25 protein-coding genes are annotated in these 25,067 nt (G+C 44.4%); 4 read left to right on the forward strand and 21 right to left on the reverse strand.

Annotated features, from left to right (window positions below):
* Nucleotides 1-130: 130 nt before the first annotated feature.
* The 7 genes from MHI06_RS20475 to MHI06_RS20505 form a co-directional block, all read right to left on the reverse strand.
* A complete protein-coding gene (locus tag MHI06_RS20475; RefSeq protein ID WP_169481627.1) occupies nucleotides 131-1,900 on the reverse strand; it encodes an ABC transporter ATP-binding protein in 1,770 nt (589 codons plus the stop codon).
* 17 nt (nucleotides 1,901-1,917) lie between these two features.
* Nucleotides 1,918-2,844 (reverse strand): ABC transporter permease, encoded by a 927-nt coding sequence (locus tag MHI06_RS20480; protein WP_340398923.1) that lies wholly within the window; start codon nucleotides 2,842-2,844, stop codon nucleotides 1,918-1,920.
* A 2-nt stretch (nucleotides 2,845-2,846) separates the two neighbouring features.
* A complete protein-coding gene (locus MHI06_RS20485) occupies nucleotides 2,847-3,779 on the reverse strand; it encodes an ABC transporter permease (protein WP_169481628.1) in 933 nt (310 codons plus the stop codon).
* Nucleotides 3,780-3,969: 190 nt separating this feature from the next.
* Nucleotides 3,970-5,667 carry a peptide ABC transporter substrate-binding protein gene (locus tag MHI06_RS20490; protein ID WP_340398924.1) on the reverse strand — a complete coding sequence of 566 codons (1,698 nt, stop codon included), beginning with the start codon at nucleotides 5,665-5,667 and terminating at the stop codon, nucleotides 3,970-3,972.
* A gap of 153 nt (nucleotides 5,668-5,820) precedes the next feature.
* Nucleotides 5,821-6,195, reverse strand: a complete 375-nt coding sequence (locus tag MHI06_RS20495; RefSeq protein WP_169481630.1) for a DUF3397 domain-containing protein — start codon at nucleotides 6,193-6,195, stop codon at nucleotides 5,821-5,823.
* Nucleotides 6,195-7,154 carry a 2-dehydropantoate 2-reductase gene (locus MHI06_RS20500; RefSeq protein ID WP_340398925.1) on the reverse strand — a complete coding sequence of 320 codons (960 nt, stop codon included), beginning with the start codon at nucleotides 7,152-7,154 and terminating at the stop codon, nucleotides 6,195-6,197. Before MHI06_RS20500 ends, MHI06_RS20495 begins: the two co-directional genes overlap by 1 nt.
* A gap of 150 nt (nucleotides 7,155-7,304) precedes the next feature.
* Entirely contained in the window at nucleotides 7,305-7,955 is a 651-nt protein-coding gene (locus MHI06_RS20505; RefSeq protein WP_017687282.1) for an RsfA family transcriptional regulator, read from the reverse strand.
* Between the two features lie 315 nt (nucleotides 7,956-8,270).
* Here MHI06_RS20505 and MHI06_RS20510 point away from each other — a divergent pair, with 315 nt between their 5' ends.
* Both MHI06_RS20510 and MHI06_RS20515 read left to right on the forward strand, forming a co-directional pair.
* Nucleotides 8,271-8,507 carry a DUF2626 domain-containing protein gene (locus tag MHI06_RS20510; RefSeq protein WP_017687281.1) on the forward strand — a complete coding sequence of 79 codons (237 nt, stop codon included), beginning with the start codon at nucleotides 8,271-8,273 and terminating at the stop codon, nucleotides 8,505-8,507.
* 183 nt (nucleotides 8,508-8,690) lie between these two features.
* A complete protein-coding gene (locus MHI06_RS20515) occupies nucleotides 8,691-9,770 on the forward strand; it encodes a hypothetical protein (protein ID WP_340398926.1) in 1,080 nt (359 codons plus the stop codon).
* Between the two features lie 59 nt (nucleotides 9,771-9,829).
* On the opposite strand, the gene MHI06_RS20520 is transcribed toward MHI06_RS20515, so the two are convergent.
* Both MHI06_RS20520 and MHI06_RS20525 read right to left on the reverse strand, forming a co-directional pair.
* Nucleotides 9,830-11,098, reverse strand: coding sequence for an extracellular solute-binding protein (locus MHI06_RS20520; RefSeq protein ID WP_340398927.1), 1,269 nt, complete (start codon nucleotides 11,096-11,098; stop codon nucleotides 9,830-9,832).
* 221 nt (nucleotides 11,099-11,319) lie between these two features.
* Nucleotides 11,320-12,654: a PhoH family protein gene (locus MHI06_RS20525; RefSeq protein WP_169481635.1), complete on the reverse strand. Its 1,335-nt coding sequence runs from the start codon at nucleotides 12,652-12,654 to the stop codon at nucleotides 11,320-11,322.
* A 152-nt stretch (nucleotides 12,655-12,806) separates the two neighbouring features.
* Here MHI06_RS20525 and MHI06_RS20530 point away from each other — a divergent pair, with 152 nt between their 5' ends.
* On the forward strand, nucleotides 12,807-13,502 hold the full coding sequence (locus tag MHI06_RS20530; protein WP_340398928.1) for a YhcN/YlaJ family sporulation lipoprotein: 696 nt from the start codon (nucleotides 12,807-12,809) through the stop codon (nucleotides 13,500-13,502).
* A 7-nt stretch (nucleotides 13,503-13,509) separates the two neighbouring features.
* On the opposite strand, the gene MHI06_RS20535 is transcribed toward MHI06_RS20530, so the two are convergent.
* The 6 genes from MHI06_RS20535 to MHI06_RS20560 all read right to left on the reverse strand — a co-directional run bounded on the left by MHI06_RS20535 (nucleotide 13,510) and on the right by MHI06_RS20560 (nucleotide 19,286).
* Nucleotides 13,510-13,962: a pyridoxamine 5'-phosphate oxidase family protein gene (locus MHI06_RS20535; protein WP_169481637.1), complete on the reverse strand. Its 453-nt coding sequence runs from the start codon at nucleotides 13,960-13,962 to the stop codon at nucleotides 13,510-13,512.
* A 98-nt stretch (nucleotides 13,963-14,060) separates the two neighbouring features.
* A complete protein-coding gene (locus MHI06_RS20540; RefSeq protein WP_340398929.1) occupies nucleotides 14,061-15,122 on the reverse strand; it encodes an LCP family protein in 1,062 nt (353 codons plus the stop codon).
* A 90-nt stretch (nucleotides 15,123-15,212) separates the two neighbouring features.
* Nucleotides 15,213-15,509 (reverse strand): YlaH-like family protein, encoded by a 297-nt coding sequence (locus MHI06_RS20545; protein WP_047843765.1) that lies wholly within the window; start codon nucleotides 15,507-15,509, stop codon nucleotides 15,213-15,215.
* A gap of 304 nt (nucleotides 15,510-15,813) precedes the next feature.
* Nucleotides 15,814-17,658 (reverse strand): translational GTPase TypA, encoded by a 1,845-nt coding sequence (gene typA / locus MHI06_RS20550; RefSeq protein ID WP_340398930.1) that lies wholly within the window; start codon nucleotides 17,656-17,658, stop codon nucleotides 15,814-15,816.
* 176 nt (nucleotides 17,659-17,834) lie between these two features.
* A complete protein-coding gene (locus tag MHI06_RS20555) occupies nucleotides 17,835-18,329 on the reverse strand; it encodes a hypothetical protein (protein WP_169481640.1) in 495 nt (164 codons plus the stop codon).
* Nucleotides 18,330-18,626: 297 nt separating this feature from the next.
* On the reverse strand, nucleotides 18,627-19,286 hold the full coding sequence (locus MHI06_RS20560; RefSeq protein WP_169481641.1) for a TerC family protein: 660 nt from the start codon (nucleotides 19,284-19,286) through the stop codon (nucleotides 18,627-18,629).
* A gap of 87 nt (nucleotides 19,287-19,373) precedes the next feature.
* On the opposite strand from MHI06_RS20560, the gene MHI06_RS20565 reads away from it, so the two are divergent.
* Nucleotides 19,374-20,084, forward strand: coding sequence for a TerC family protein (locus tag MHI06_RS20565; protein ID WP_062835479.1), 711 nt, complete (start codon nucleotides 19,374-19,376; stop codon nucleotides 20,082-20,084).
* Between the two features lie 121 nt (nucleotides 20,085-20,205).
* Here the strand turns inward: MHI06_RS20565 and thiI are convergent, their stop codons facing one another.
* The 6 genes from thiI to MHI06_RS20595 form a co-directional block, all read right to left on the reverse strand.
* Nucleotides 20,206-21,447 (reverse strand): tRNA uracil 4-sulfurtransferase ThiI, encoded by a 1,242-nt coding sequence (gene thiI / locus MHI06_RS20570; RefSeq protein WP_340402157.1) that lies wholly within the window; start codon nucleotides 21,445-21,447, stop codon nucleotides 20,206-20,208.
* Nucleotides 21,448-21,453: 6 nt separating this feature from the next.
* The gene (locus tag MHI06_RS20575) at nucleotides 21,454-22,602 is read right to left on the reverse strand and encodes a cysteine desulfurase family protein (RefSeq protein WP_340398931.1); all 1,149 of its coding nucleotides are present in this window, start codon (nucleotides 22,600-22,602) and stop codon (nucleotides 21,454-21,456) included.
* Nucleotides 22,603-22,772: 170 nt separating this feature from the next.
* Nucleotides 22,773-23,525, reverse strand: a complete 753-nt coding sequence (locus MHI06_RS20580; protein ID WP_340398932.1) for a lytic transglycosylase domain-containing protein — start codon at nucleotides 23,523-23,525, stop codon at nucleotides 22,773-22,775.
* A 188-nt stretch (nucleotides 23,526-23,713) separates the two neighbouring features.
* Nucleotides 23,714-24,055 carry a hypothetical protein gene (locus MHI06_RS20585; RefSeq protein WP_340402158.1) on the reverse strand — a complete coding sequence of 114 codons (342 nt, stop codon included), beginning with the start codon at nucleotides 24,053-24,055 and terminating at the stop codon, nucleotides 23,714-23,716.
* 107 nt (nucleotides 24,056-24,162) lie between these two features.
* Nucleotides 24,163-24,381, reverse strand: a complete 219-nt coding sequence (locus MHI06_RS20590) for a DUF1540 domain-containing protein (RefSeq protein WP_076211597.1) — start codon at nucleotides 24,379-24,381, stop codon at nucleotides 24,163-24,165.
* A gap of 168 nt (nucleotides 24,382-24,549) precedes the next feature.
* Nucleotides 24,550-25,056 carry a YpuI family protein gene (locus tag MHI06_RS20595; protein ID WP_062835484.1) on the reverse strand — a complete coding sequence of 169 codons (507 nt, stop codon included), beginning with the start codon at nucleotides 25,054-25,056 and terminating at the stop codon, nucleotides 24,550-24,552.
* Between the last annotated feature and the right edge of the window lie 11 nt (nucleotides 25,057-25,067).

Consider the following 25,067-nt stretch of genomic DNA (forward strand, 5'->3'; position numbering starts at 1 on the left):
GAGCCTTTCTTGATTGTACCGAATTCAGGGGCGCTTCGTCAAAAGAAAGTAATTAAAAAACGAAAAAAACCGCCGAACGAGTCGGCGGCACATAATACATCAATAATAGCATATCACTTTAATATTTCTATTATACGTAAGGTTCTGCAACCCAGTGACCTTTGGAAACCTCAATCAATTGAGCATTTTCCAGGTTGTACGGGTCATTTGCAGGACCGCCAGATCCATTCTGAATCGGACTCATATGCTCATCCGGCAGCAAAATGCGACGTTTGTTCGCTTCCACTTCCGGATCAGGCACAGGGATCGCAGAAAGCAATGTTTTGGTATAAGGGTGAATAGGGTTCGCATACAATTCTTCACTTTCTGCGAGTTCAACCACTTTACCCATGTACATTACAGCTACACGGTCACTGATATGTTTAACCATGGACAAGTCATGCGCAATAAACAGGTATGTCAAGCCGAGACGTTGCTGAAGTTCTTCAAGCAATTTAACGACCTGCGCCTGAATGGATACATCCAGTGCAGACAATGGCTCATCACAGATGATGAATTTAGGGTCTACAGCAAGTGCACGCGCAATCCCGATCCGTTGTCTTTGACCACCAGAGAATTCATGTGGATAACGAAGTGCATGACTTGGATTCAAACCTACCAGATCAAGCAACTCTTCCACTCGTCTCTTACGCTCTTTAGAGCTGGAAGCCAGACCATGAATATCAAGGGACTCCCCGATAATATCCATAACGTTGAAACGCGGGTTAAGGGATGCATATGGATCTTGGAAGATCATCTGCATATCTTTACGCATTTCTTTCATTTTACGCGGGGACAACTTGTAGATATCCGTTCCGTTAAAGTTAACATTTCCACCAGTTGGCTCATAAAGACGCAGAATAGTACGACCTGTTGTGGATTTACCACAGCCGGACTCGCCTACAACGCCAAGTGTTTCACCTTCAAAGATATCAAAGCTTACATCATTGACCGCTTTGAGAATGTTACCTTTGCCCAAATTAAAGTATTGTTTCAAGTTTTTCACTTGCACCAGAGGCTTATTGCTGCCTTTGATAATACCAGCTGGAGCTGGTTTTTCCTTTTTGGGCTCGTCCAGGCGAGGTAAAGCATTCAGCAATTTAATCGTATATGGATGTTGAGGATTACTAAAGATTTCAGCAGTTGTTCCTGTTTCAACAACTTCGCCTTCTTTCATAACAACAACACGGTCACACATACCTGCTACAACACCAAGGTCATGCGTAATGAGCATGATTGATGTTCCAAGCTTTTGCTGCATATCTTTCATTACATCCAGAATTTGAGCCTGGATTGTAACGTCAAGTGCAGTTGTCGGCTCATCCGCAATCAGAAGGGATGGACGACAAGCAAGCGCAATCGCAATCATGGCACGCTGACGCATACCACCAGAGAATTGGTGTGGGTAATGATTCATGCGAATAGCCGCATTTTTGATACCTACAAGTTCCAACATCTCCAACGCAGCTTTATCCGCTGCTTGTTTGGACATGTTTTGGTGCTTGCGCAATACTTCAGTAATTTGTTTACCAATTTTAATGGTAGGATTCAAAGAAGTCATTGGATCTTGGAAGATCATACCGATATCTTTACCACGAATCGCTTCCATTTGTTTGTCTGTCTTATTCAGCAGGTCTTGCCCGTGAAAAGTAATTTCTCCGCTTTTGACCTTCGAAGGCGGGGAGGGAATCAATTTCATGATGGTTTGGGCGGTAACACTCTTACCACTACCAGATTCACCTACGATCCCCAGCGTCTCTCCTTTGCCAATTTCAAAACTCACATTTTTAACGGCATCAAATTCACCAGAGCGCGTTGAGAATGACACGCTCAAGTCCTTGACTGTTAAAATCGGCTCCATAATCCCACCTCCTATTTCTATTTACGTAATTTCGGATCGAGTGCGTCGCGCAGACCGTCACCGAGCAAGTTAAATGCAAGCATAGTCAGAACCATCAGACCTGCCGGGAACCACATCCGCCAAGGATACAGCGTCCAGCCTGTGAGTGCGTCATTGATCATGGATCCTAGGGATGATCTCGGTGCAGATACACCAAGTCCGAGGAAGCTCAGAAACGCCTCAGCAAAGATTGCGTTAGGAATAGACAATGTCAAAGTTACGATAATCGGACCCACTGCATTTGGCAACAAGTGACGGAACAATTGACGTCCTGTACTTGCACCCATGGAGCGTGCCGCGAGAATGAAGTCTCTGTTTTTGAGTTGCATAATCTCACCACGTACAATCCAAGACATACTGATCCAGCCTGTAATGGTGAGGGCAATGATGATGGTTGTCAGACTTGGTTCCAATACAACCAGCAATAAGATAACAACGAGCATGTAAGGCAGGGAATACAAGATTTCGGAGAACTTGTTCATGATACCATCAACACGTCCGCCATAGTAACCCATAATAGCACCATAGATCACACCAATAACAAGGTCAATCAGAGCTGCTGCCAAACCTACAGTAAGGGATACACGTGCACCAACCCATGTTCTTACCCATACATCACGACCAAGTTCATCCGTACCGAACCAATGCTCGGCACTAGGCCCTGCGTTGGCATTCATCAAATCATTTGAATAGTAGTTATAACTTGTAAACAAAGAAGTTGGACCAATCAAAGAGAAAATCACGACAAGAACCAATACACCCAGACTTATCATAGCAGCCTTATTGGTTGCAAGTCTGTACATGGCATCTTTAAAAAGGGATACACTTTCTTGCGGTTTAACCGCTGCCTGACTAGTCAGGTTAGTGTTCGCCGTTTCATTCTTTTTATTATTCGTGCCAGACAACGTTATGCCCCCTTCCGGCTTTCCAGCTTAATTCTAGGATCGATCAGCACGTAAGCAATATCTGTTAGGAAACGTGCCAACATGAGGAGAATACCATAGAAAATCGTGATTCCCATAATCATGGTGTAATCCCGGTTTGTGATACTTTCTACGAATACTTTACCAATTCCCCCGATGTTAAAGATCTGTTCAATTACAACGGAACCTGTGATGATATTCGCTGTCATTGGACCAACATAAGTTACTACCGGTAGAATACCGTTTCTTACAACGTGTTTAAACATAATCGCTGGCCATTTCAAACCTTTGGCTTTAGCTGTTTTGATATAATCTGCATGTAAAACTTCCAGCATGCTTGAACGCGTCAAACGTGCGATAAAGGCAATTGGTGATGCAGACAATGCTGCAACTGGGAGAACATAGTCAAGTGGTCCGTCGAAGCCCATAACGTTGAACCATCCCAATTTGAAGGCAAATAGATACTGTAGTAATGATGCGAGCAAGAAGCTCGGAACAGCAATACCTATGACAGCTATGACCATTGTGACATCATCAATTAATTTGCGATGATAGACTGCTGCGAGAAGACCAAGCAATACACCAACAACAATGGAGATAATGATCGCAAAGATACCAAGCTTCAGTGAAGCAGTGAATGTTTCAGCAATCATACTGGACACATCGCGATTCAAATATTTCATTGAAACCCCGAAATCTCCTTTGACAATTCCACCCATATACTTCAGGTATTGTTCATACATCGGCTTATCCAGTCCATACTTGGTTTCCAAGAGTGCACGGATTTCAGGTGATACTTTTTTCTCGGATGTAAAAGGGTCACCAGGAATGGCCTTCATCAGGAAGAAAGTCATCGATGCGAGTATGAAAAGCGATAGCAGCATAAATAGTAGTTTTTTCAAAACGTACTTAACCAACCCTTGCACACCTCCACAAACAATATTTTGTATACAAATCGATTGTAGAATTAGACAGAAATAAAGTCCAATCCATTTATCGGAAATTTCAAGAATTATAAGGAAAATCGGTGCACATACAAAAAAATCGGGATATATATGGAATTCCACATATATATCCCGAAGTAATCATATTAGACTTCAGAACAACTTATTTCTCTTCCAGATATGCACGAGTGAAGTCAATAGCTCCACTGAAATCAAGTTGTACGTCTTTCAGGTAAGGCTTAGTCAAAGATACGTTAGTGTAGTAATAGATTGGCATAACGCCCATTTCATCTTGAATCAGGATTTTCTCAGCGTCAGCAAATGCAGCCATACGTGCAGCTGGATCAGCAGATTTCACAGTGTCTTTAACATCTTTGTCATACTGTTCGTTGCTGAATTTGGAATCATTGTTTGTGTTTCCAGTAGTCCACATTTCCAAGAAGTTGTATGGATCGTTGTAGTCAGCAGACCAGCCTGCACGAGCTACTTGGAAGTTTTGGTTTTGACGATTCTCAAGGAATACGCCCCACTCTTGGTTTTCTGATTTCACGTCAACACCAAGATTTTGTTTCCACATATCAGCAATTGCCAACGCAATTTTCGCGTGACCGTCACTTGTGTTGTAGATCAAAGTAACAGCTGGCAATGTTGTGTAACCTTCTTCTTTCATACCTTCAGCAAGCAATGCTTTAGCTTCTTCTACATTTTCAGTGAAGTAATCGTCTTTGTGCTCATCACGGAACTCGCCGTTTTCACCACGGATACCTGGAGGTACAAAGCCGAATGCTGGAATTTGTCCACCTTGTGTTACTTTGTCAACGATCAGTTGACGGTTAATGGACATTGCAAATGCTTTACGGATTTTAACGTTGTTGAATGGTGCTTCATTTACGTTGAACTGATAGTAGTACGTACTTGCAATACCAGTAGCTTTGAACTCGTCCGGCAATTCCGCTTTTACAGAAGGAATTTGGTCGGATGGGATTTCACCGTTAGGTGCACCAGTGTAGTCCAATTGTCCTGATTTGTAAGCTTGCAGTTCAGAAGCACTGCTGTTAGTCAGGGACATATCGATTTGAGCCAATTTGATGTCGGCAGCTGCATGATAGCCATCGTTTTTCTTCACAACAATTTTTTGACCTTTAGCGTATTGATCCATTACGAATGGTCCGTTAACGATCATGTTTTTGTAGTCTGTGAAGAATTTGTCATTCGTGTCAGCAGATGCATGTACTGGGTAGTACGTGTAGAATGCTGTCAGACCCAAGAAGTAAGGTGTTGGGTTTTCCAACGTTACTTCCAGTGTGTTCGCATCAGTAGCTTTAACGCCTACTTGTGAGAAATCTGTGATTTTAGTACCAGTGTATGTTTCGTCTTTGCTGAGGTTGTAACCTTCAGCGCCTTTGATGTAGTACAATTGGTAAGCATATGGAGAAGCTGTTTCCGGTTTCAAAGCACGTTCCCAAGAACGAACAAAGTCTTCGGCAGTGATTGCATCACCGTTGCTCCATTTAGCTTCCGGGTTCAGGTTGAAAACATATTTCAAACCATCTTCGGAGATTGTCCAGTCTTTAGCTACGCCTGCTTGTTCTTTACCATCAGCATCGATGCGTACAAGACCTTCATACAAGAATTTCAAAACTGTGTTGGTTTGGCTGTCTTTTGCTTGAGCCGGGTCCAACGTAGGAGGTTCAGCTGACAGGTTGATTTTCAAGATTTGATCTTTAGCAAGACCATTTCCTTCGTTTGCAGAACCAGTATCGGTGTTACCTGTGCCTTCGTTTTTCGATCCGCACGCTGCAAGTACGGTACCGAACGCCAAAATCAGCGTCAAAAGGACTAATAGACTTTTCCTTTTCATCTAACACGTTCCCCCTAAATTGATATGGTTTATATGTTTATAGATTATACAACCACCGGTCAAAAAAATCTACATTACTTTTTCAGAAAGTAATGTTTTTTTCAGTTTTCGACAAAATCGACACATTTTTTAGCCCTTTTGCGTTATGTATCCTCACATCTGTTGCATGAAGTATCTAAATAATCCAAATAAAGTAAACAAAATATACCCGAAACTCATGATGACGAAAGACATGCGCCATACGGCCCGGAACATTCTACCCCTATCGACCTTCCCTTTTAGTCGATTTTGCGCACCCCCGATGAATCCAAGTGCTACTAGTATGAGTATTAATGTCAGATAAAAACCAAAATTCGAGTCAAATGTTAAGTTGAATAACGCTGAAACTGAAAATACAAGAAAAAAAGTGGTTACATCCATTGCCATTCGCAACGCTGTGCGTTTGTCTTTTTTCCAAATGTACATTCCCCAATATACAAGAAAGAACGGAAAAAAAGGTAGTATGCTCAATACAATAAAAAGTCCCATTAACTCACTCCTTCCGGTTGCATTCCTTCAATCAGATGAAGCAGTATTTCATGTGTAGGTGCAGCAAGGCCTGACTTTTGTGCCATCCTTACAATATGTCCGTTGATTGATCCGACTTCTGTGCCACGTCCTTGGAGAACATCTGCAAGCATCGAGGAAGTATTCGTGGCTGTGGAATGACAGACACCGATCAGTTGCTCCCACATATCCTGATCTAGCCTTATTCCACTGGCTGAGTAGATTACCAGTGTTTCATCATATAACTGTCGCATAAGCTTCTTGCGATCTTCCTTAATGATCAATTCACCATTGGAAATTCGCCATAATGCCGTAAGCGGGTTAATGACCGCGTTGATCAACAGTTTCCTGTATATCAGCTTATCGATTTCATTCGACACTGTACAGTCAAATCCTGCCTGCTGCAGAAGTCTCGAAAGAGTAAATGTTCTCTCCTCCTCTATTGAGGTAGGAGCTTCGATAGGTATGTTACGCCTTCCCAGTCTGGTTTCACCTGCACCCGCCCGAGTGACCTGATACTGGGCACGCTTCGCACCCTCTGTTGTAATCGCGCTGCATATAAGGGAATGCGGCAAAGCAGCTTGTAATTTCTCCAGATGGCCCATCCCATTTTGGAAGCACGCGATGTTTATCACATGATCTTTCAATGGACCAACCTCATGAATGAACTCGTCAATGCTTGTTTGCTTAACCATGAGCAATAACCACTCTCCAGGCGTGCGCTCCCATGTGTCCGACAGCTCGTTTATCGGTTTTGCCTGTATCTGATCTGGTTGAATATGTATCTTCCCGTCTTGTTCCACGATCGTTACTCCATCACGACTTAGTAAATCTGCCTGAGCGGATGTTCTGGTCCAAAATCGAACTTCGTTACCTGCTGCCAGCAGTTTTCCGCCATACAAAAGTCCCAGTGACCCCGCTCCTACGATGTCAATGATCATATGATGCACTCCTCTCCGCTTCAGTAGTTGCTCTTCTCTTATCTATAATAGAACAAAATCACCAAACTAAAAACCCGTCATACCTGCCGTTACGTAACGGAGGTGTGGCGGGTCTATATCTGACTTTTGCAAATCAAAGGCCTGTTCTTGCTATTCAATTCGTTCCAGGTTCCCGTTGGCATCCATCTTGAAACGTGTTTTGAGTTCCTCTTCTTCTTCAGACAAAAATGCGAGTCTGCGAGCCCGATCCATAATCTGAATCAAAGCTTTGTAATCATCATTCACCACACGGTAGTCCGTCTGCACTTCATTTACTTCCTTGGAGAGACGGTCATTCTCACACCGTAGTTCAAGCAATTCATCTTCTTTCTCCCGAAGCTCCTTCTCGAGCATCTTGAGCTGACGACTGCTCTCCTGCACTGTTCCTTTCCATTGTCGCAGGAAGCGGATTACAGCATCCATAGATAATGAATCGTCCGAGATCCCATCTGATTTATACAGATGTTCTTCGGTATCCAGTGTAGACAGAGCTGCAACCTGCGGTCCCAGCATAGCCGGCTGCTTTCTGAGATAACTACGTTTTTGCCGTTGTGCCTTGGCGTTACTGATAGCAGACTCATACTTTTTACGTACACAGCTGTTCCAGCGAAAACCGCATGCGGCAGAAGTTCTGCCTATTTTTTCGCCTACCTCTTCAAAAGCGGCCAGTTGTGTGCTACCTTCCCGAATATGACGCAAAGTAACCTCAGCTAATATCAAATCGTCCTCTGTACTCCAAGCATCCTGTCTCACTGCAGTCATGCTATAATACCCTCCTAACAACATCCTAAAATAACCGTCCGCATTACCGGAAGCCCGGTATGTGAATTAGGTATAAAAGCTGCTTCATTCATTCTTATGCCTCTCATAGAGTTCATAGAATTGATTTCATACTAAAATGTATTTCCACATTTAGGCTTGCTCATACGTAACATATGTAAAACTACTCCCGCTTTACATGCTACAGGGCAAAAAAAGAATTCGCTTTCATATCCAATTTTGTTTACACGTTTTTCCTTTCCCGGTATAATGTTGTGTAGACAATCTATGATCGCACTTAGGAGAGGAGGATTTACCGTGGCACGCATGTTTCGGGTACTCGGGTTTTTCACGCTTGCGATTGGCCTGATGGCTTTTGCGGGAGATCTGGTCGAAATGGCTTTGCTTTTTTTCCTGCAGACTGCGTTTTTTGTCATTTTGGGATACTTGAAATTTACTGAACGAACGTACATATTGCTCTTCTGGGGTTATATGATCGTGACATTCACGGGGTTCAGCTACTGGACTGTATTCGAAATGGGGTTGCCGCTCTAATCCACCTGCAGCATCAAAGTGATCCGGCATCAGTCGGGTTGCTTTTTTGTTATGTTCAGATTAAATGATGGTTCGTGGTGTTATGTAACCACTAAGGATATTTCACGTATTTGTTTCATATATTGTCTGGAAGACAACAAGCCTGTACTATTGTCATTTAAGAAGTAGAAAGGAGAATGATCAGTGAAACGTCAATACGGCATCGTTGCCTTTATACTATGCATCATTGTATTCCTACAGCTCCCTTCAACCTATGCCCATGGAGAGTCTTCACCCGAGGATACACGTGAAATATTGCAAAAAAGTCTATCCATCGTCGAAATCGATCATGAAATCGAACGCATCGCAGAAAGGCAGAAGCAGCTGGCTCAACAATACGAGACATTATCCGTCCAGCTTCAGGAACAGGAACAACAGATACATATTCAGCAAGATCGGGCTGGGGCTGTGGTAAGGTCCTACTATACCGGTGAACGTGACAGTCTTCTCATGACGGTCCTGGGAGCCAGGTCATTCAAAGACCTGTTTGTACTGTATGATTATTATCAAATTATTATAGGACGGGATCAGGCTGTGCTAGACAAATATCAGGACCGTTATCGCACCCTACAACAGACTTCCACTCAGATTCGTCAGACTACAGCAGAATTATCTGAAATGAAGACTAATCTTCAAAACCAGCGGGAACGTGTAGTCGTCCTGCAAAAAGAAGTGGACGCCCAAATAGCCACCAGCGGAGATGCGGCAGCGATTCAAAAACTGATGGATGAACTGACTCTCTATTGGGAGAACATCGGCATCTATGAGGTGAAACGATATTTCAAAGCTTTGGCATCTGCCATGCAGAACCTTCCAGACTTTATTCAAGAGCAAAACGGAGGCATATCTACAACCGGAACAACGTATACAATTCGAATTGGCCAGGATGAGCTTAATGCGTTTCTTCGTTCCCAGAATTCCATCTTTGAAGACTTTGCTTTTAAGTTCAATCAGGATAAGATTACAGCTTCCGGTCAGCGGGATCAATTGCAACTAAGCATTGAAGGACATTATACGGTAGAAAATGAACCTCAAAACTCCATACGTTTTCATGTGGACAAACTTGTATTCAATCAGCTTGAATTACCAGACACTACTCGCCGAATGCTGGAAAGAGAATTTGACCTTGGATTCTATCCACAGAAAATTCTGTCCTTTGTCAAAGCCACTGATGTATCAACAAGTGAGGGTGTACTGGAAGTAAAACTGGCTATATCTTTTTAGAGGGCTTCATTCCATCTTCTCGGTACTGAAAACCAAACTTTTTGAACACGAACTTAAAGTTAATTTTTCGCTCTAATACTATCTACGTATTGATTAGCTGTGATTTCTCCCTTTAAGAATTGCTGCACATTTTTATGAAAATGGGTTATCACAGCATGACTTTCGGCCGTTGAAGCGGGGACATCTTCGGTTGAAAACCAGGATTGTCCCTTGGTCATGTCATAACGTCCAGCAAGCTTCTCAGACTCCAAGTCCAGTTCCTGTTGCTTTGCAGGCAATCGATTAACCTGTTGGTACCATTTCAACTGTGTCGTAGCAGACGTCATGCCTTCAATCCATCTGCTGGCTTCCTCAGCCTCAACCGAACCGGCAGTAATAACAAGACTTCTGGACTCCACAGATTCCAAAGTTTCGAAAGTAATGTGCTCAAAAGAACCTTTATCAACTGCACTCTCTTGCTCTGTACTTAATAATTGCGATAACAATGTTACAACCATCGGTGTTCCGTTCTGGTCAGCAGTTGGAGAGAACTCGGGATTGGTAGATTGGCCCCTAATATAGGGCTGAATCTGATCCATTAACTGAATGCCCTGCTCAAGACCACTTATTTGCGGAGAAGTTTGCGAACGTTTAACTTGATCAGGTGCCATCCCCGGTTCAAAATGATTCAACCACGCACTCGTCCCGTACATATCACTCATGTTCATTGCAATTAACGGAATTCCTTCTGCCATGGATTGTTGAGTGAGTTTGGTCCATTGATCTTTACTGTGAGGTAACATCTCCAGACCAGCTTTCTTCAGAAATGAAGATTTTGCCGCCAGAATGTACGGGTCAAAATCAAATGGCATCCCCCATTGATAACCATTCCACTCTGTCATTCCACGTAGCCTGGCTACCGTCTCTCCAAGCGACTTTGATAATGTCGTACCGTTTAACGGATACAGATGCCCTTTTTTGGCATAGTATTGCACTTCCTCACTATCAAGCAGAACCACATCCCCGTTCTCCCCCAGTGAAAACTCAAGATCCAAAACACGCTTATATGTATCCGGCTTCTCATTCCGAAGATTAATCTCTACTAACTGTGAAGCAGCAACTTCTTTGGCTATCTTTTGAAATGCTTGAAACTCTTCATCCGACATGGCGACTACAATCTCCAGTGGGGCTTGAGCATCCTCATTACGGGAAGAAGAACCCGGAAAGGTATCCTTTTCCTGGTCTCGTTCCTGGTTGAGTTGTGAACCTCTGAAGTCAAAACTTGGAGACAGGATCGTTAACGAAAGCAGCAATACCGCGAACAAAACAACCTGATGTCTACGCTTCATTAACTCCCCTCCTTGTTCACCTAGTTTTTTCCTGCAGCAATTATTGTAACAAATAAGTAGTACTCTTGTCCTACCCTGCCGAAAAACACTTTTTCGGATTTTTGCATAATAAGAGCATACAGAGTTCTGTGCAATAACGCTTTCTTATTTTTTCAGCAAAAAGCCGACTCCAAGAGCCGGCTTTAATAGCAACATTTTCCGGGAAATAAATCCCCTGAATTTTACAATAAATCAGCTGCAAGCTGTGCCAGCTTGGATCGTTCTCCTTTTTCGAGCATAATATGTCCGCTAATCCCCTCTTGTTTGAACCTTTCAACGATATACGTCAGACCGTTACTTGCAGAATCGAGATACGGATGGTCTATTTGCTCAGGGTCTCCCATCAAGATGATTTTACTGCCTTCACCGACCCTTGATACGATCGTTTTCACTTCATGGCGGGACAGGTTCTGTGCTTCATCAATAATGATAAACTGTCCAGGTATCGATCTTCCACGAATATATGTTAGAGCCTCCACCTGAATACTGCCAAGCCCCATTAGAATTTTATCGATATCTCCGGATTTTTTGGTGTCAAACAAGAACTCTAAATTATCATAAATCGGTTGCATCCATGGCCGGAGCTTTTCTTCCTTCTCACCAGGCAAGTAACCGATATCTTTCCCCATCGGAACGACAGGACGAGCGATCAACAGTTTCTTGTATTTATGATCATCCTCTACCTTAAGCAGACCTGCTGCAAGTGCCAGCAAGGTTTTTCCTGTTCCAGCTTTACCAGTGATGGTAACCAGCGGGATGTCATCATTCAAAAGCAGTTCCAGTGCCATGCGTTGTTGCGCGTTACGAGCGCTAATGCCCCAGACATTATCATTACTGAGGAAAAGCGGCTCCAGCTTCGTTCCCTCTGTATTCACTTTGAGCAAAGCCGATTTATTGGTTCCCATCTCATCCTTGAGAATGACGAATTCATTCGGATACAGCGAATAAGACAACTGTAACGGTTTGATCGGTAAAAAACGATATGTGTAAAACTCATCAATCACTGACGGGTGAACTTTTAGGGCCGTATAACCTGGATATAACTCACTGAGTCCTGCCGTCCGATCTGATAAGTAATCCTGTGTGAACAGACCAAGTACATCCGCTTTGATACGCACCAGTACATCTTTACTGACCAGCACCACCTGACGTTCGACTACTTCCTTCTCATTCTCCTCAATCTGATAATTCAGTGCGACGGCCAAAATGCGATTATCATTGGACACTTCACCAAACATTTCCTGAACTTTCACGAAACTCCGATGATTCAGCTCTACTTTCAGATTACCTCCATTAGCCAAAGGCACCCCACTGTGCAGGTGACCCAGCTCACGTAATCCATCCAAAAGTCTGGATACATTACGGGCATTACGCCCAATCTCATCGGCATTTCTTTTTTTGGAGTCGATCTCCTCCAGTACAACCGCGGGAATGATTACCTCATGTTCCTCAAAGGCAAATATGGCATTGGGGTCATGCAGAAGCACGTTGGTATCCAATACAAAAATCTTTTTCATTCAATCCCCTCCAAAGCGGCGTCGTTAAAGGCATGGATAGTGTGATCTTTCAGCAGCGGCATGGACAATCATGATCCCATACATAAATGTATTCGACTAGGGCAAAATAATTGTCAACCATTCTGAAAAACTCCAAGAAAGGATGAACATTTATGAAAATATGGGTATGCACACTGCTTCTGATCTTTATACTTACAGGTTGCAACAGTCCCACACGCAACGCTTCGCCGAATCAGGGTACACATGCAAAAGGTTACGGAGGAAATGTAACAACTCAGCAAGATCAAAGGAAAGGATCTCACATGCTCAATGCACAGGAAGATCGGATGAACCCTTCACGTCTGAACCGTCTCAATGAAAATACGGGTGAAGTCCATGATACCAACATTGCGGATGATGCAGAGAATAGCCGGATGCCAAATGAAAAACGGATTAATCATCTTAAAGCCCTTGCCAAGCAAGTCGAAGGTGTTGAAGATGCGAACTGCGTCATACTCGGTAATACAGCCGTAGTTGGCATTGATGTTGATGGTGAACTGGAACGTGCTCGAGTAGGTACCATTAAGTACTCTGTAGCCGAGGCACTTCGCAAAGACCCCGAAGGCGTAGATTCCATTGTTACTGCAGATGCGGATGTCACTGAACGAATTAAAGAAATTGGTGAACATATTCGTCAAGGACACCCGATCTCCGGTTTTGCTTCAGAACTCGCTGACATGGTGGGACGCATTATTCCCCAACTACCAAAAGACGTCAAAGTCCGTCAAAATCCGGATGAACATGAGAATCCAGAACAACAAATGCAGCAGCTGCATTCATCGGACAAAAAACAACAAAAAGCCCAGTGATCTCTCACTAGGCTTTTTTCATGGCAGCAAAAACCTGCTCATCTAATTTCTCAGCAGCACGCTGATCATATATTTTGACATATTGAGGCACAGAAGACAGTTGAGCGCCGTAAAACAGAGCATTCCTCACCGCTTCAATCGTAATGTCGAAACAGCACATATTAAATGGAACATCCTGCAGCGGATCTTGTCGTACCGCAGCACGTCCGTTCACTGCGTACACCGTCTCTTCTCCAAAGACAGTAACTGTAATGAGCGGATTCTTAATCATGTTGTTTACTAAGCGTGAACGATGATCGATCGCTACACGAAACGTAGAAGCATTCTCCGCATAAATCCAGGAGATGGCTGTTGAAGTCGGACCTCCGGATTCTACATCCACTGTGCTCAGAAGCACAAAGGTCTCATTCTTGAATTGCTGTAAAAGAGAATCAGTTAATTGTGTGACGGCTTCGGACATTCAACCAGCCCCCTAACCTTCTTTATGCAATTCTTAAACTTGGTTTATGTTATTATAGCATACCAATTAGCGTGCTTCCAATCCCAAAAGAATGAAGGTTATTCGGCTGAAGGTGAAGTCGTTACTTTACCTGAAAGTGTATCTTGCAAAGCCTGCTTTGCATTGGCGAGTTCCGTCTCATTAATATACACATATGGACTTCTCCACTCTCCGGTAACCGGAGTATAATGCACATCCGAGGTAGATATGTTCCAATACGTCGAGATAAAGTTTTTCATTTGTTCCGATTCCACATCTGTCGTCATGTTATCATCCACTGCACCAATCACTTTGCTAATCTTCGTAATGCCTCCAAGAGATTTCATCTGATCCAGCATAGAGTTCAGCACTTGGTTTTGACGTTTGTTACGATCAAAGTCGTTGGATTCAGCAGTCTTTGGATCACAATTGGATTTCCGGTAACGAACAAAGTCCAGTGCCGCTTTACCATCGAGATGTTGTGCGCCAGCGACCAGATTGATATCCGTACCGTCGGCTGTATCTCTGTAACACATATTTTTATCCACAGTCACATCCACGCCACCTACAGCATTGACAGCATCACGGAACGCCTGGAAATTCAGGACGGTTGTATAATTAATATCTACATCCAAATACTTGCCCATCATTTCTTTCATCTGATCCTCTGCATTTTTGCCGGAGGTTTTTTCCTGTGCTTTGAACCTTGGATAATAGGAGTTCAGCTTGTTGGATTTGTAGCCATCCAATTGAATACGTGTGTCTCGTGGCAAAGATACAATGGTTGCCGTCTTGGTATCCGGATTCAACGAAGCTACCATAACGACATCCGAGAGATACGTACCAGTTTCCGGACGGTTATCCGTACCAAGCAACAACATCGTGATCGGTTTGGTTGTGGCTGACATCCCCGGAGGTACCGGTTTGTCGATGCCTGTATCCACGACTTGATTGTATACCCAATACGCATATCCGCCGCCTACCACAATGGCAATAACCAATAGACTCAAAAAGATTCTGCCAAAAGCATTCATTCTCTTTTTCTTCTTAGGTTGCTTTCCCTTGCCATTCTTCGACCCAGAAGCGCCGGATTGCGTCGGTGCCTGTCTCCGTGGAGGCAGTCCGTTCGAATTCGAGTTCATATCTTCAACACCTTTATCACATCTGTTTTTGTCTAAATAAAAGACAACCGCTTTCCCTAAGGAAAACGGATGGTCTGTACAAGACAGGATTTATGAGTTTCGAGCGGCAGCTTCCGCTTTTTTCTTTTGACGACCTTCAATAAAATAACGCACTCTCACTAATAACATCAAACCAACCGCCACCAACAAACATTGAATGATGGGAAGCTTGTCGATTTGAAAAATAAGAAGCATGAATGTGCCCATCGCCATCAATATATAGAGAACGATTTCCTTACCAAGCGGCAATTTCTGACGTACCCGAAACACCTTGTTATATACGTAAGTAATCAATACAAAGATGACGATGTAGGCTACGATCGGGTTTGACGCGAACCATGCTTGCATGCACAGCCAGCTCCTTTCGTTATCATGCTAGGATATAAGTTAACTGGTTAATGGAGCACCACCAACTACATTAATTACAAAGCTCTGCATGTGACCGTTTCGGATTCGGATCGTTCTTTTGGTCGCTGTTATCCCCAGATTTTTTTGATCCATTTTTCAATGGTAAAATCCGGGGATAAAGGCGAACGCTTCGCTCCTACAGAATCGATTCCGTATCCTCCACTACTTTAGTGGGTTGTAATCAACGCCGATGGTGCATATGTGTTCCATCAAACATTAACTTATATAGTTTATTTTGTTGTTATTAGGATTTTGAAGCCATTTTGCGTTGTTTTTCTGCACGTTCACGCTCGGATTTGTTCAGGATCTTCTTACGAAGACGAATAGATTTTGGTGTAATCTCACAATATTCATCTTCATTCAGATATTCAAGTGCCTGTTCCAACGAGAAGATAATCGGAGTTTTAATTTTAACCGTATCATCTTTACCAGAAGAACGAACGTTAGTCAGTTGTTTTTCTTTGCAGATGTTAACAACGATATCATTGTCACGTGTATGTTCACCAACAATCATACCTTCGTAGATTTCAGTACCCGGCTCCAAGAAGAGCGTACCACGATCCTCAACGCCCATCATTCCATAGAACGTAGATGTACCAGTTTCAGTTGAGATCAGTACACCTTGGTGACGTCCACCCACTTGACCGGACACTACTGGAGCGTAGCTGTCAAATGCATGGTTCATAACACCGTAACCACGAGTCAAAGTCAGGAAGTTGGTGCTATATCCGATCAAACCACGTGCTGGAATCAGGAACTCCAGACGTACTTGTCCACTACCAGTGTTGACCATGTTAACCATCTCTGCTTTACGTGCGCCCAGGCTCTCCATTACGGAACCCATGCTCTCTTCAGGGATATCAATCAACAAGCGCTCAACCGGTTCCATTTTCTTACCGTCAACTTCTCTTACGATAACTTCTGGTTTGGATACTTGAAGCTCATATCCTTCACGACGCATATTTTCAATCAGGATACCCAAGTGAAGCTCACCACGTCCGGAAACGACAAATGCATCCGGGCTATCCGTTTCGTCAACACGAAGGGAAACGTCTGTTTCCAACTCTTTGAACAAACGCTCACGAAGTTTACGGGAAGTTACCCATTTACCTTCACGACCTGCGAATGGACTGTTGTTCACGAGGAACGTCATTTGCAGTGTAGGCTCATCAATTTTCAAAACTGGAAGTGCTTCTGGGTTATTCGGATCAGCGATGGTTTCACCAATGTTGATGTCCTTGATTCCTGCAATCGCAACGATGTCGCCTGCTCCTGCTTCTTCTGTCTCCACACGCTTGAGACCTTGGAAACCAAACAGTTTCTCGATACGTGCAGTTTTGCTTTTACCATCACGCATAATAACCGTTACCGATTGTCCTTGACGGATCACACCGCGGTTAACACGACCAATGGCAATACGGCCAAGGTATTCATTGTAGTCCATCAAAGTAACGAGGAATTGAAGTGGCTCTTCAACATTCTCTGTTGGGTGAGGGATATGACTAACGATCGTATTGTAGATCGCCATCATGTTGTCGTCCTGTTTCGCAGGATCATTATCCATGCTGGATGTTCCGTTCAATGCGGAAGCATATACAACAGGGAATTCAAGTTGTTGATCGTTGGCACCCAGTTCAATGAACAGGTCCAGTACTTCATCAATAACCTCAGTCGGACGAGCCGCTGGACGGTCAATTTTATTTACAACAACGATTGGTGTCAGGTTGTGCTCCAGTGCTTTACGAAGTACGAACTTCGTTTGTGGCATACAGCCTTCATATGCATCAACAACGAGCAATACGCCGTCAACCATTTTCATGATACGTTCCACTTCACCACCGAAGTCGGCGTGTCCTGGTGTATCCACAATGTTGATCAGGTAATCTTTATAAGTTATAGCCGTGTTTTTGGCCAAAATCGTAATACCGCGTTCACGCTCCAAATCGTTGGAGTCCATTGCGCGCTCCTGTACCGTTTCGTGATCACGGAAAGTACCGGATTGCTGGAGCAACTTGTCGACGAGCGTAGTTTTCCCGTGGTCGACGTGGGCAATAATCGCAATATTGCGAATGTGTTCTCTTGAATGCATGGTTTGTATCCATATCCTTTCCAATTTCAATTCTTATCTACTAAACTTCCCGCAATTTCGCAGGTTACTCACAAAATAAGCGTCGGTGATATCCCGACGCATGTCTATATCCCTTATATTATAGTTGATCATAGGTAAAAATCAAGATATTTCGCATGAAAAGACCACTGGGAATGTTACCAGCCTCTCCCTTGACGCCCTCGACCAAGCAATAACCAGGCTCCGCCCAAGATCAAAAGGACGGCCAACACATAGATTATTCCCGTTTGAAGCAAGGTAAATCCGAATAATATGATCGACACCGCACCAAGGATCAGAGCTGCAGGTAACACAAATTCCGGTCTTCGCCGCTCAGCCATTCCATATTCGAGTAGACCTATGGCGATCCCCAGCAAGAACGCTGGCCACAGCCTGCTCATAAGTCCTGCACCCCACGTATTCGTTATACTGAATAAAACACCATACACCGTTAGTATGCCGCCAGGAACAAGTGACCACGATGGTGAAATACGCGCATAGTATAACGCATGAAGGGCGATACCTGGCAGCAGAATTAGCAAAGGCCAGAAATTACGACCAATGAATCCAAACACACCAAACTTGCCAAGCAGAATAATAATCCCCGCAACCACAATAAATAGTCCAATCGCTTTTTCATTTCTCATCCTCATCTGCATTCACCTCTTATACCATTGGCTATGTATTTTCACTCTTATAAAGGATGCGCATTCCATGATGTCATTGGTTTTCAATCCTGTAATCCTGCTTCTAGTGTATCCGATGTTTCGCCAAAAAACTATACTTTATGTCGCACTTTGCTTGCTCCCTTTACCTGTATTACCCTAAAATGTGCAACTTATGACTAGCCCAATGGGACATGTATTGACAAGAGGATTTCTCGCCACACAAAACCGCCTAAACCAGACGGTTCAGACGGCCATATGTCCAAGCTTTTACCCGATACCAAACTATGCGTTCTTCCGCACAAATTTATGCGCGCCACCAACCGCGACCACAAGACAAGCCATTGCTGCGGGTAGCAGCGTATGCACCTCTGATGCCATTCCTCCCAGCCATTCTCCTAACTTTGGATCTTTCATTACCATCTCACCTGCTGTGAAGGCCAGAATGCCTGAGCCGACGAATACCAGAATCGGAAATCGCTTCAACAAACCAACAATTAACCCACTCCCCCATACGACAATAGGGATACTGATCGCAATCCCGATGACGATCAAAGCCAAATCTCCATCAGCCAATGCTGCTATGGCCAAGACATTATCCAGACTCATTACAAAATCGGCAATCAGAATCGTTTGAATGGCTTTCCAGGTCGTGGAAGCTTCTCGGATATGTACTTCATCATCATTTTGAAGCAGCAGCTTCACTGCAATCCAGAGTAACAATAGACCACCTGCGGCCTGAATAAAGGGAATTCCCAGCAATAATACTGCTACGAAGGTTAATACGCAGCGTAACAGTACCGCACCAAAAGCCCCCCACCATACCGCCTTTTTACGTTGTATTGGTGGCAGATCCTTGCTGGCAAGCGCAATAACAACCGCATTATCTCCACTCAATACCAGATTGATCATTAAAATCTCAGTTAACAGCCATAGTGTATCCATGTCCTCATCCCCCCACATTAACTTGTATGTCAGAGTTGTCCATGCTATTCTTAATGATTGAACAGTATATAAGGAGTGACATATCCCATGGAGCTATTTAGTCCCACATTCTGGCTGGCTTTGTTGAACGTTGTCTTTATTGATCTCATTCTGGCTGGAGATAATGCCATCGTCATTGGCCTTGCAGCTCGAAATTTGCATCCCTCCGTGCAGAAAAAGGCGATTCTATACGGAACCGGCGGCGCACTTCTGATTCGAATTTTGGCAACGGTTGTTGTTTTATGGTTGCTTAAGGTGCCTTGGCTCTTGCTTGTGGGAGGCATACTTCTGATCTGGATTGCCTATAAATTATTGGCTGATCAGGGGGATGAACACAATGATATTCAGGCGGGAACTTCCCTGTGGACCGCTATTCGAACCATCGTAATCGCGGATGCAGCCATGGGATTAGATAACGTGATTGCAGTCGCCGGAGCTGCGCAGCAGCATCTCGTGCTTGTCATTCTCGGACTCTTAATCAGCGTACCCATCATCGTCTGGGGTAGTACCCTGTTTATCAAGCTCATCAATCACTTCCCTTGGATCATCTATGTCGGAGCCATTGTTCTCGGGTATACAGCTTCCAATATGATTACTGAGGAGCAGCGACTCTTGCCTTACTTTACTGAACATCCGGCATTGCGCATTCTCTTCATCGTTGTTGTTATTGCAGGCGTAGTCTTTGCGGGTTATCGCAAACGCTCCAGTAGCTCCAGCAACAAGGGTTCTGGCGGGGAGCAGCAACGCTCCTACTCATAGGAACATCTAATCTTAAAATGTCTTCTGAATACAGCAAAGGACTGAACGATATTTCATCGTACAGTCCTTTTTTTCAGTTTACATAGCCCTTATTATGTCAGTCGTGCTAATTTTTATTGAATTAGAACCAATCATCCTTCAATCCATTATCACCTGTCTGATTGGATACCATGGAAGTTTCACCGGCATGAAGTGTGATCGTTTCTGTCTGCTCTACTGCCTGATCCAGCCATTCGGGCAACTGGCTCATTGTTGATTCTATTTTATCCACAATTCGAAGATTTGGATTGGTTGAAGGTGACTTTGGCACGAAGAGAGTACAGCAATCCTCATATGGCAAAATAGATATGTCATACGTTCCGATCTGTTTGGACAGGGTGATGATCTCCTGCTTATCCATCATAACCAGTGGCCGCAGCAGCGGCAGATCCGTCGCACGACCAATGACATTCATACTCGGAAGAGTCTGACTCGCTACTTGGCCCAGGCTATCTCCGGTAATCAATGCAAGTGCACGCTCACGCTCGGCAAGTTTGGAGGCAATTCGCAGCATTGAACGTCTCATCAAGGTAATGATCAGGTTATCCTGACCCAGTTGGGTAAATGCCGTTTGAATCTCTGTAAATGGAACCAGATGCAGCTTGATTGTTCCTGCATGATCAGCAAGGGCACGCGCCAAATCAATGACTTTCTCTTTGGCACGCTCGCTTGTGAACGGGTAGCTGTAGAAATGGACACATTCCACTTCCAGTCCACGGCGCATGGAAGACCATGCTGCAACGGGACTATCTATTCCACCTGACAGCAGTACCATCGCTTTTCCATTCGTACCCAGCGGGAAACCTCCTACTGCTGGAATGGTTTCGTTGAAAATATAGGTGCCCTGATCCCGAATTTCCACTCGAAGTTCAATATCAGGTTGACGAACATCAACACTCAGTTGCTGAAACTTCCGTAGGATCGGGGAACCAACCAGATGATTCATTTCATGCGAAGAGTTCGGGAACTCTTTCCATACTCGCCTTACATTTACCTTGAATGTGGTGCCTTCCTTAAATTCGTCTTGTCTTTCGTCCATAAACGCGACTGCTGTTTTCACAATCTCATCAAGCTCGGATGGGGTGACTTTAACCGGACTAATCGACATCACACCGAATACCCGCTTCAGTACCTTAATCAGTTCAGTATGTGATTCACCGCCAAGATCCACATAGACACGGCCATATTCTTTGCGAAGGCTCGCTCCTGGATAAGGTTTAAGCAAAGCTTTCACCTGTGTAATGATTGTTTTTTCAAATCGTGCACGATTCTTCCCTTTTAACATAAACTCTCCGAAACGGAGAAGCAGCATATCATATTTCATATCCATTCACATCCGCCTTTCAAGGGGTCGCAACTGCGCCACCATCTGATGTAAAGCCTGCTCAAGCAAGGCTACATCTTCTTCTGTATGTTCATCTCCAAGACTAATACGCAATCCGCCAGCAGCACAAGCTGCATCTCTGCCCATCGCGAGTAGAGCCCGACTCGGTTCAGCCGAACGCGAAGAACAGGCCGATTGGGTGGATATCGTTACGCCAAGTTGCTCCAACGTGTGCAGCGCCACTTCTGCCTTCATCCCGGGATAGGAGAAGTGCACAATATGAGGGGCCCCCTCTTTGCGACTGTTCAATTCAAATTCAGGAATGGAATGTACCGTTTCCATCAATCGATCACGAAGCACCGTTGTACGCCGAGCAAAATCAACCTGATCCTCTGCTGCCATTCGCATGGCCTTGGCCATGCCTACCAGCAAAGCCACGTTCTCTGTGCCTGCTCTTAGGCCCTGCTCCTGTGATCCCCCTGACAATAGTGGCGTAAGCTCCACTCCACTTCGCACATACAGGAGACCTGCTCCCTTCGGTCCACGGATCTTGTGAGCAGACAGACTGTACAAATCTGCATTCCAAGCGGCAGGTATAGCCTTCATTTTCCCAAAGCCCTGAACACCATCCACATGGAAAAGCACGCGTGGTGCTTTCTTTTTAAGCTGTTTGCCGATCTCTGTAATCGGATGGATAGCTCCTGTTTCATTATTTACATGCATCAGACTCACAAGCATCGTATCCGGTCTGATCGCGTCTACAACCTGTTGAGCGTCTACCACACCATCGGAATTGACAGGAATTAGCGTTACATCCCATCCCCACTGCTGCAATTGCATAAAACTTTCATACACCGAAGCATGCTCGGTAGCCGTTGTTATGATGTGTCTGCCTCGTGACTGATAACGTAATGCCGCACCTTTTATTGCGAGATTGTTACTCTCAGTCGCACCGGAAGTAAATACAATCTCTTCAGGCTTAACACCTATTGCCGCAGCACATCCGGATCGAGCACGACGCAGCAATTGATGAGCACGCTCTCCATACCCGTGAATGGAGGACGGATTTCCGAATTGTGTCTCCATAATTTCGGCCATCGTACGAATCACATCGGGATGGGGAGGTGTGGTTGCAGCATAATCAAAATATTTCAAATGAGGTTAAACCTCCCTTATCTCTTCGTTCATGAATCTACAGTGAGCATTGTAACACGATACCCATACAACACAAAAAGACCAACCGGGAACAAGCGTTTCAAGCGCTGCTGCTCCCACATTTGATCTTGTCCTGCAATGATGTGTTTTCGCAATGTCTTTCTGTGAATTTAGATCACATATTTCGACTGTGCCTTTTCCACCTTGGAAATATAATTCTGAGTTTCTGAAGGCAGACGGTTAAGTACACTCATCAGTTCACTATCACTCGACACGCCCAGACGTGAAACACGACCCGGTCCTGCATTATAAGCAGCCAGCGCCATCTTCACTTCTCCACCGAAACGCTGAAGCTGAAGGGAAAGATACTTCGTACCTGCATCAATGTTCTGGGCAGGATCAAACGAATTACTCACACCCAGCCCTGCAGCCGTGCCATCCATTAATTGCATAAGCCCCTTGGCACCTGCGGAGGACACTACATTTGGGTCAAAATTGGATTCTGTGTCAATGACGGCCTTGATCAATGATTCAGGCACACCATACTTGGCACTTGCCTCTGTAATCAATGATTCATAATCCGTAGGTACAGATGCACCGGAATCCACGATTCCTGTATTGGATAAAGATAATAAAGACTCAGCGATGTTATTGGAGACAGAGGACGATCCTGCAGTAATTATATCCGGATTGTACGTGCTTCCGAGTTGCAGCCACAACAGACCATCACTGGATCTTTTGGAGACTGTGGCGCTGGAATTCGTATTGCTTGACGAATTGGCACCCGTGCCTAACAGCCCGTCCATCATGTTGGCGAAATCCACTGTTGAACCAGCATCCGGGTCTGATCCATTGGTTTGGTTGTTCACATTGGACAATTGCAGTTCCAACAACTGCCGCGATCCGCTTGGATCAATCTGCATGAGTTATACCCACTCCCGTATAATAAGCGTATTATGACCTTATTCTACATCGTTTTACAGCAAGGTTCCATTGTTTTCAAAAAAATATATGAATCTCCCCACCTAACCTGCGCATATACGAAAAAAACCTTCTGTAATTCACCGCATGTGGGTGAGAACAGAAGGCTTTTGAATGAATATTTTACACTTTAGCGAGCGAATGGAATCATGAAAAAATAACTCAGCGTGGCTACAACACCTAGTCCAATGGACCAAGCTCCCGCTGTTTTGCGACCATTTACATATGCATAGTAACCGAGTACGGCTGCGGCTGGTCCAAGCACGATTGACCACATGAACAAAGACGCGATCCCGAAGGCAAGCCCCATGTAACCCGCGACCCTGCCTGTTGATTCCATGACCCGGTCTGCCTCATGCTTCTCAGGTACAGGCTCTGCCCGTTCGGTACCTCCAGTTCTTACAACAGTCGGAGGAGCGACCTCTGCCCCGTATTCTTCCCGATGTGCTTTTCTGGGATAATCGACACGCATACGCTGTTTCTCACCGTCAACATTGATTTTAGGACGATCTTGAAAATTAAACTTATTATCGTCATTTTTCATTTAGAAGCACCTCCGTTATGAATAGGGATGACTGCTCACTTGGGTTTGAACGTGTGACAGCATGTTGCTGAGGATGTACGTGCATGATCATGGTGATCGGAGTCAAATGTCTCACCGGCAAATTCCTCATGCAGACGACGGGTGGCATGTTGATCAATGTCAATCATGATGGCATCAGCTTGGCAGAAGTTGTTTTCTCCCCAGAAGTTGCAGTTGGAGACGCTGCATTTGACTATTGGTTTGTCTTGGCTCATTTTTTATCACCTCGACTACTATTGTCTCCCCGCCACAAACCCGATATTCCCCGCCAAAATGCCAGATGATGACATGATCACGCCATAGTCTGATTCTCACCTAGAGACGCAAAAAAAACCGCCACAAGGGCGGTTTCGTCCAATTTCATATTAAGGTTTAAACGTGAATTAAGCGTGATTACGTTGATTTTGCATACGGCGCTGAGTCAAGTAGTCACTTTCATAATATGCCAGATCATCGCGCAATTCTTCGTACGTTTTGGAAACCTCAAGAATGACATCCCGTACTGCACGGATTGGCTTGTCACGGAAACGAATGGCGTCTTGTCCTGTGTAAGCGTATCTTCCGTCTTCGGAATAACATTCATTTTTCGGATAGAAAAAGCTATTTACGCATTGGTGATACGTATTATAAAGAGCCTTTTCGGCAAAATCGACATCAAAGTTGGCACGACGCAGCACAACGCCAAGTTTTTCGTAAGAAACTTCAGAAAAAACAAGCAAATGACGGAGATCTGAAAGAAATCCTTTGTAGAAGGCTGTTGATTCTTCCGTCTGATTCTGATCCAGTTCAGGCAAGGCATTTTCATTCAAAAATTTTTCAATCCGATCGATAGCCGGTTTTAACTTTTCCCTAGTTGACTCACATGTTTTCTGTACATTGGCTGCTGACATAAAGGTAGCTC

This window comes from Paenibacillus sp. FSL H8-0079 (genome assembly GCF_037991315.1).
Taxonomy (GTDB): domain Bacteria; phylum Bacillota; class Bacilli; order Paenibacillales; family Paenibacillaceae; genus Paenibacillus.

Excerpts from the sequence above, each read along its gene's own strand:
- MHI06_RS20520 (WP_340398927.1), bottom strand. The coding sequence starts at position 11,098 with ATGAAGCGTAGACATCAGGTTGTTTTGTTCGCGGTATTGCTGCTTTCG.
- MHI06_RS20590 (WP_076211597.1), bottom strand. The coding sequence starts at position 24,381 with ATGAGCCAAGACAAACCAATAGTCAAATGCAGCGTCTCCAACTGCAAC.
- MHI06_RS20535 (WP_169481637.1), bottom strand. The coding sequence starts at position 13,962 with ATGTCCGAAGCCGTCACACAATTAACTGATTCTCTTTTACAGCAATTC.
- MHI06_RS20595 (WP_062835484.1), bottom strand. The coding sequence starts at position 25,056 with ATGTCAGCAGCCAATGTACAGAAAACATGTGAGTCAACTAGGGAAAAG.
- MHI06_RS20545 (WP_047843765.1), bottom strand. The coding sequence starts at position 15,509 with ATGCAAGCATGGTTCGCGTCAAACCCGATCGTAGCCTACATCGTCATC.
- MHI06_RS20495 (WP_169481630.1), bottom strand. The coding sequence starts at position 6,195 with ATGGGACTTTTTATTGTATTGAGCATACTACCTTTTTTTCCGTTCTTT.
- MHI06_RS20580 (WP_340398932.1), bottom strand. The coding sequence starts at position 23,525 with ATGCAGATTGATCCAAGCGGATCGCGGCAGTTGTTGGAACTGCAATTG.
- typA (WP_340398930.1), bottom strand. The coding sequence starts at position 17,658 with ATGCATTCAAGAGAACACATTCGCAATATTGCGATTATTGCCCACGTC.
- MHI06_RS20475 (WP_169481627.1), bottom strand. The coding sequence starts at position 1,900 with ATGGAGCCGATTTTAACAGTCAAGGACTTGAGCGTGTCATTCTCAACG.
- MHI06_RS20525 (WP_169481635.1), bottom strand. The coding sequence starts at position 12,654 with ATGAAAAAGATTTTTGTATTGGATACCAACGTGCTTCTGCATGACCCC.
- MHI06_RS20565 (WP_062835479.1), top strand. The coding sequence starts at position 19,374 with ATGGAGCTATTTAGTCCCACATTCTGGCTGGCTTTGTTGAACGTTGTC.
- MHI06_RS20505 (WP_017687282.1), bottom strand. The coding sequence starts at position 7,955 with ATGACTGCAGTGAGACAGGATGCTTGGAGTACAGAGGACGATTTGATA.
- MHI06_RS20540 (WP_340398929.1), bottom strand. The coding sequence starts at position 15,122 with ATGAACTCGAATTCGAACGGACTGCCTCCACGGAGACAGGCACCGACG.
- thiI (WP_340402157.1), bottom strand. The coding sequence starts at position 21,447 with ATGAAATATGATATGCTGCTTCTCCGTTTCGGAGAGTTTATGTTAAAA.
- MHI06_RS20560 (WP_169481641.1), bottom strand. The coding sequence starts at position 19,286 with ATGGATACACTATGGCTGTTAACTGAGATTTTAATGATCAATCTGGTA.
- MHI06_RS20500 (WP_340398925.1), bottom strand. The coding sequence starts at position 7,154 with ATGATCATTGACATCGTAGGAGCGGGGTCACTGGGACTTTTGTATGGC.
- MHI06_RS20490 (WP_340398924.1), bottom strand. The coding sequence starts at position 5,667 with ATGAAAAGGAAAAGTCTATTAGTCCTTTTGACGCTGATTTTGGCGTTC.
- MHI06_RS20585 (WP_340402158.1), bottom strand. The coding sequence starts at position 24,055 with ATGCGTGTCGATTATCCCAGAAAAGCACATCGGGAAGAATACGGGGCA.
- MHI06_RS20555 (WP_169481640.1), bottom strand. The coding sequence starts at position 18,329 with ATGAGGATGAGAAATGAAAAAGCGATTGGACTATTTATTGTGGTTGCG.
- MHI06_RS20530 (WP_340398928.1), top strand. The coding sequence starts at position 12,807 with ATGAAAATATGGGTATGCACACTGCTTCTGATCTTTATACTTACAGGT.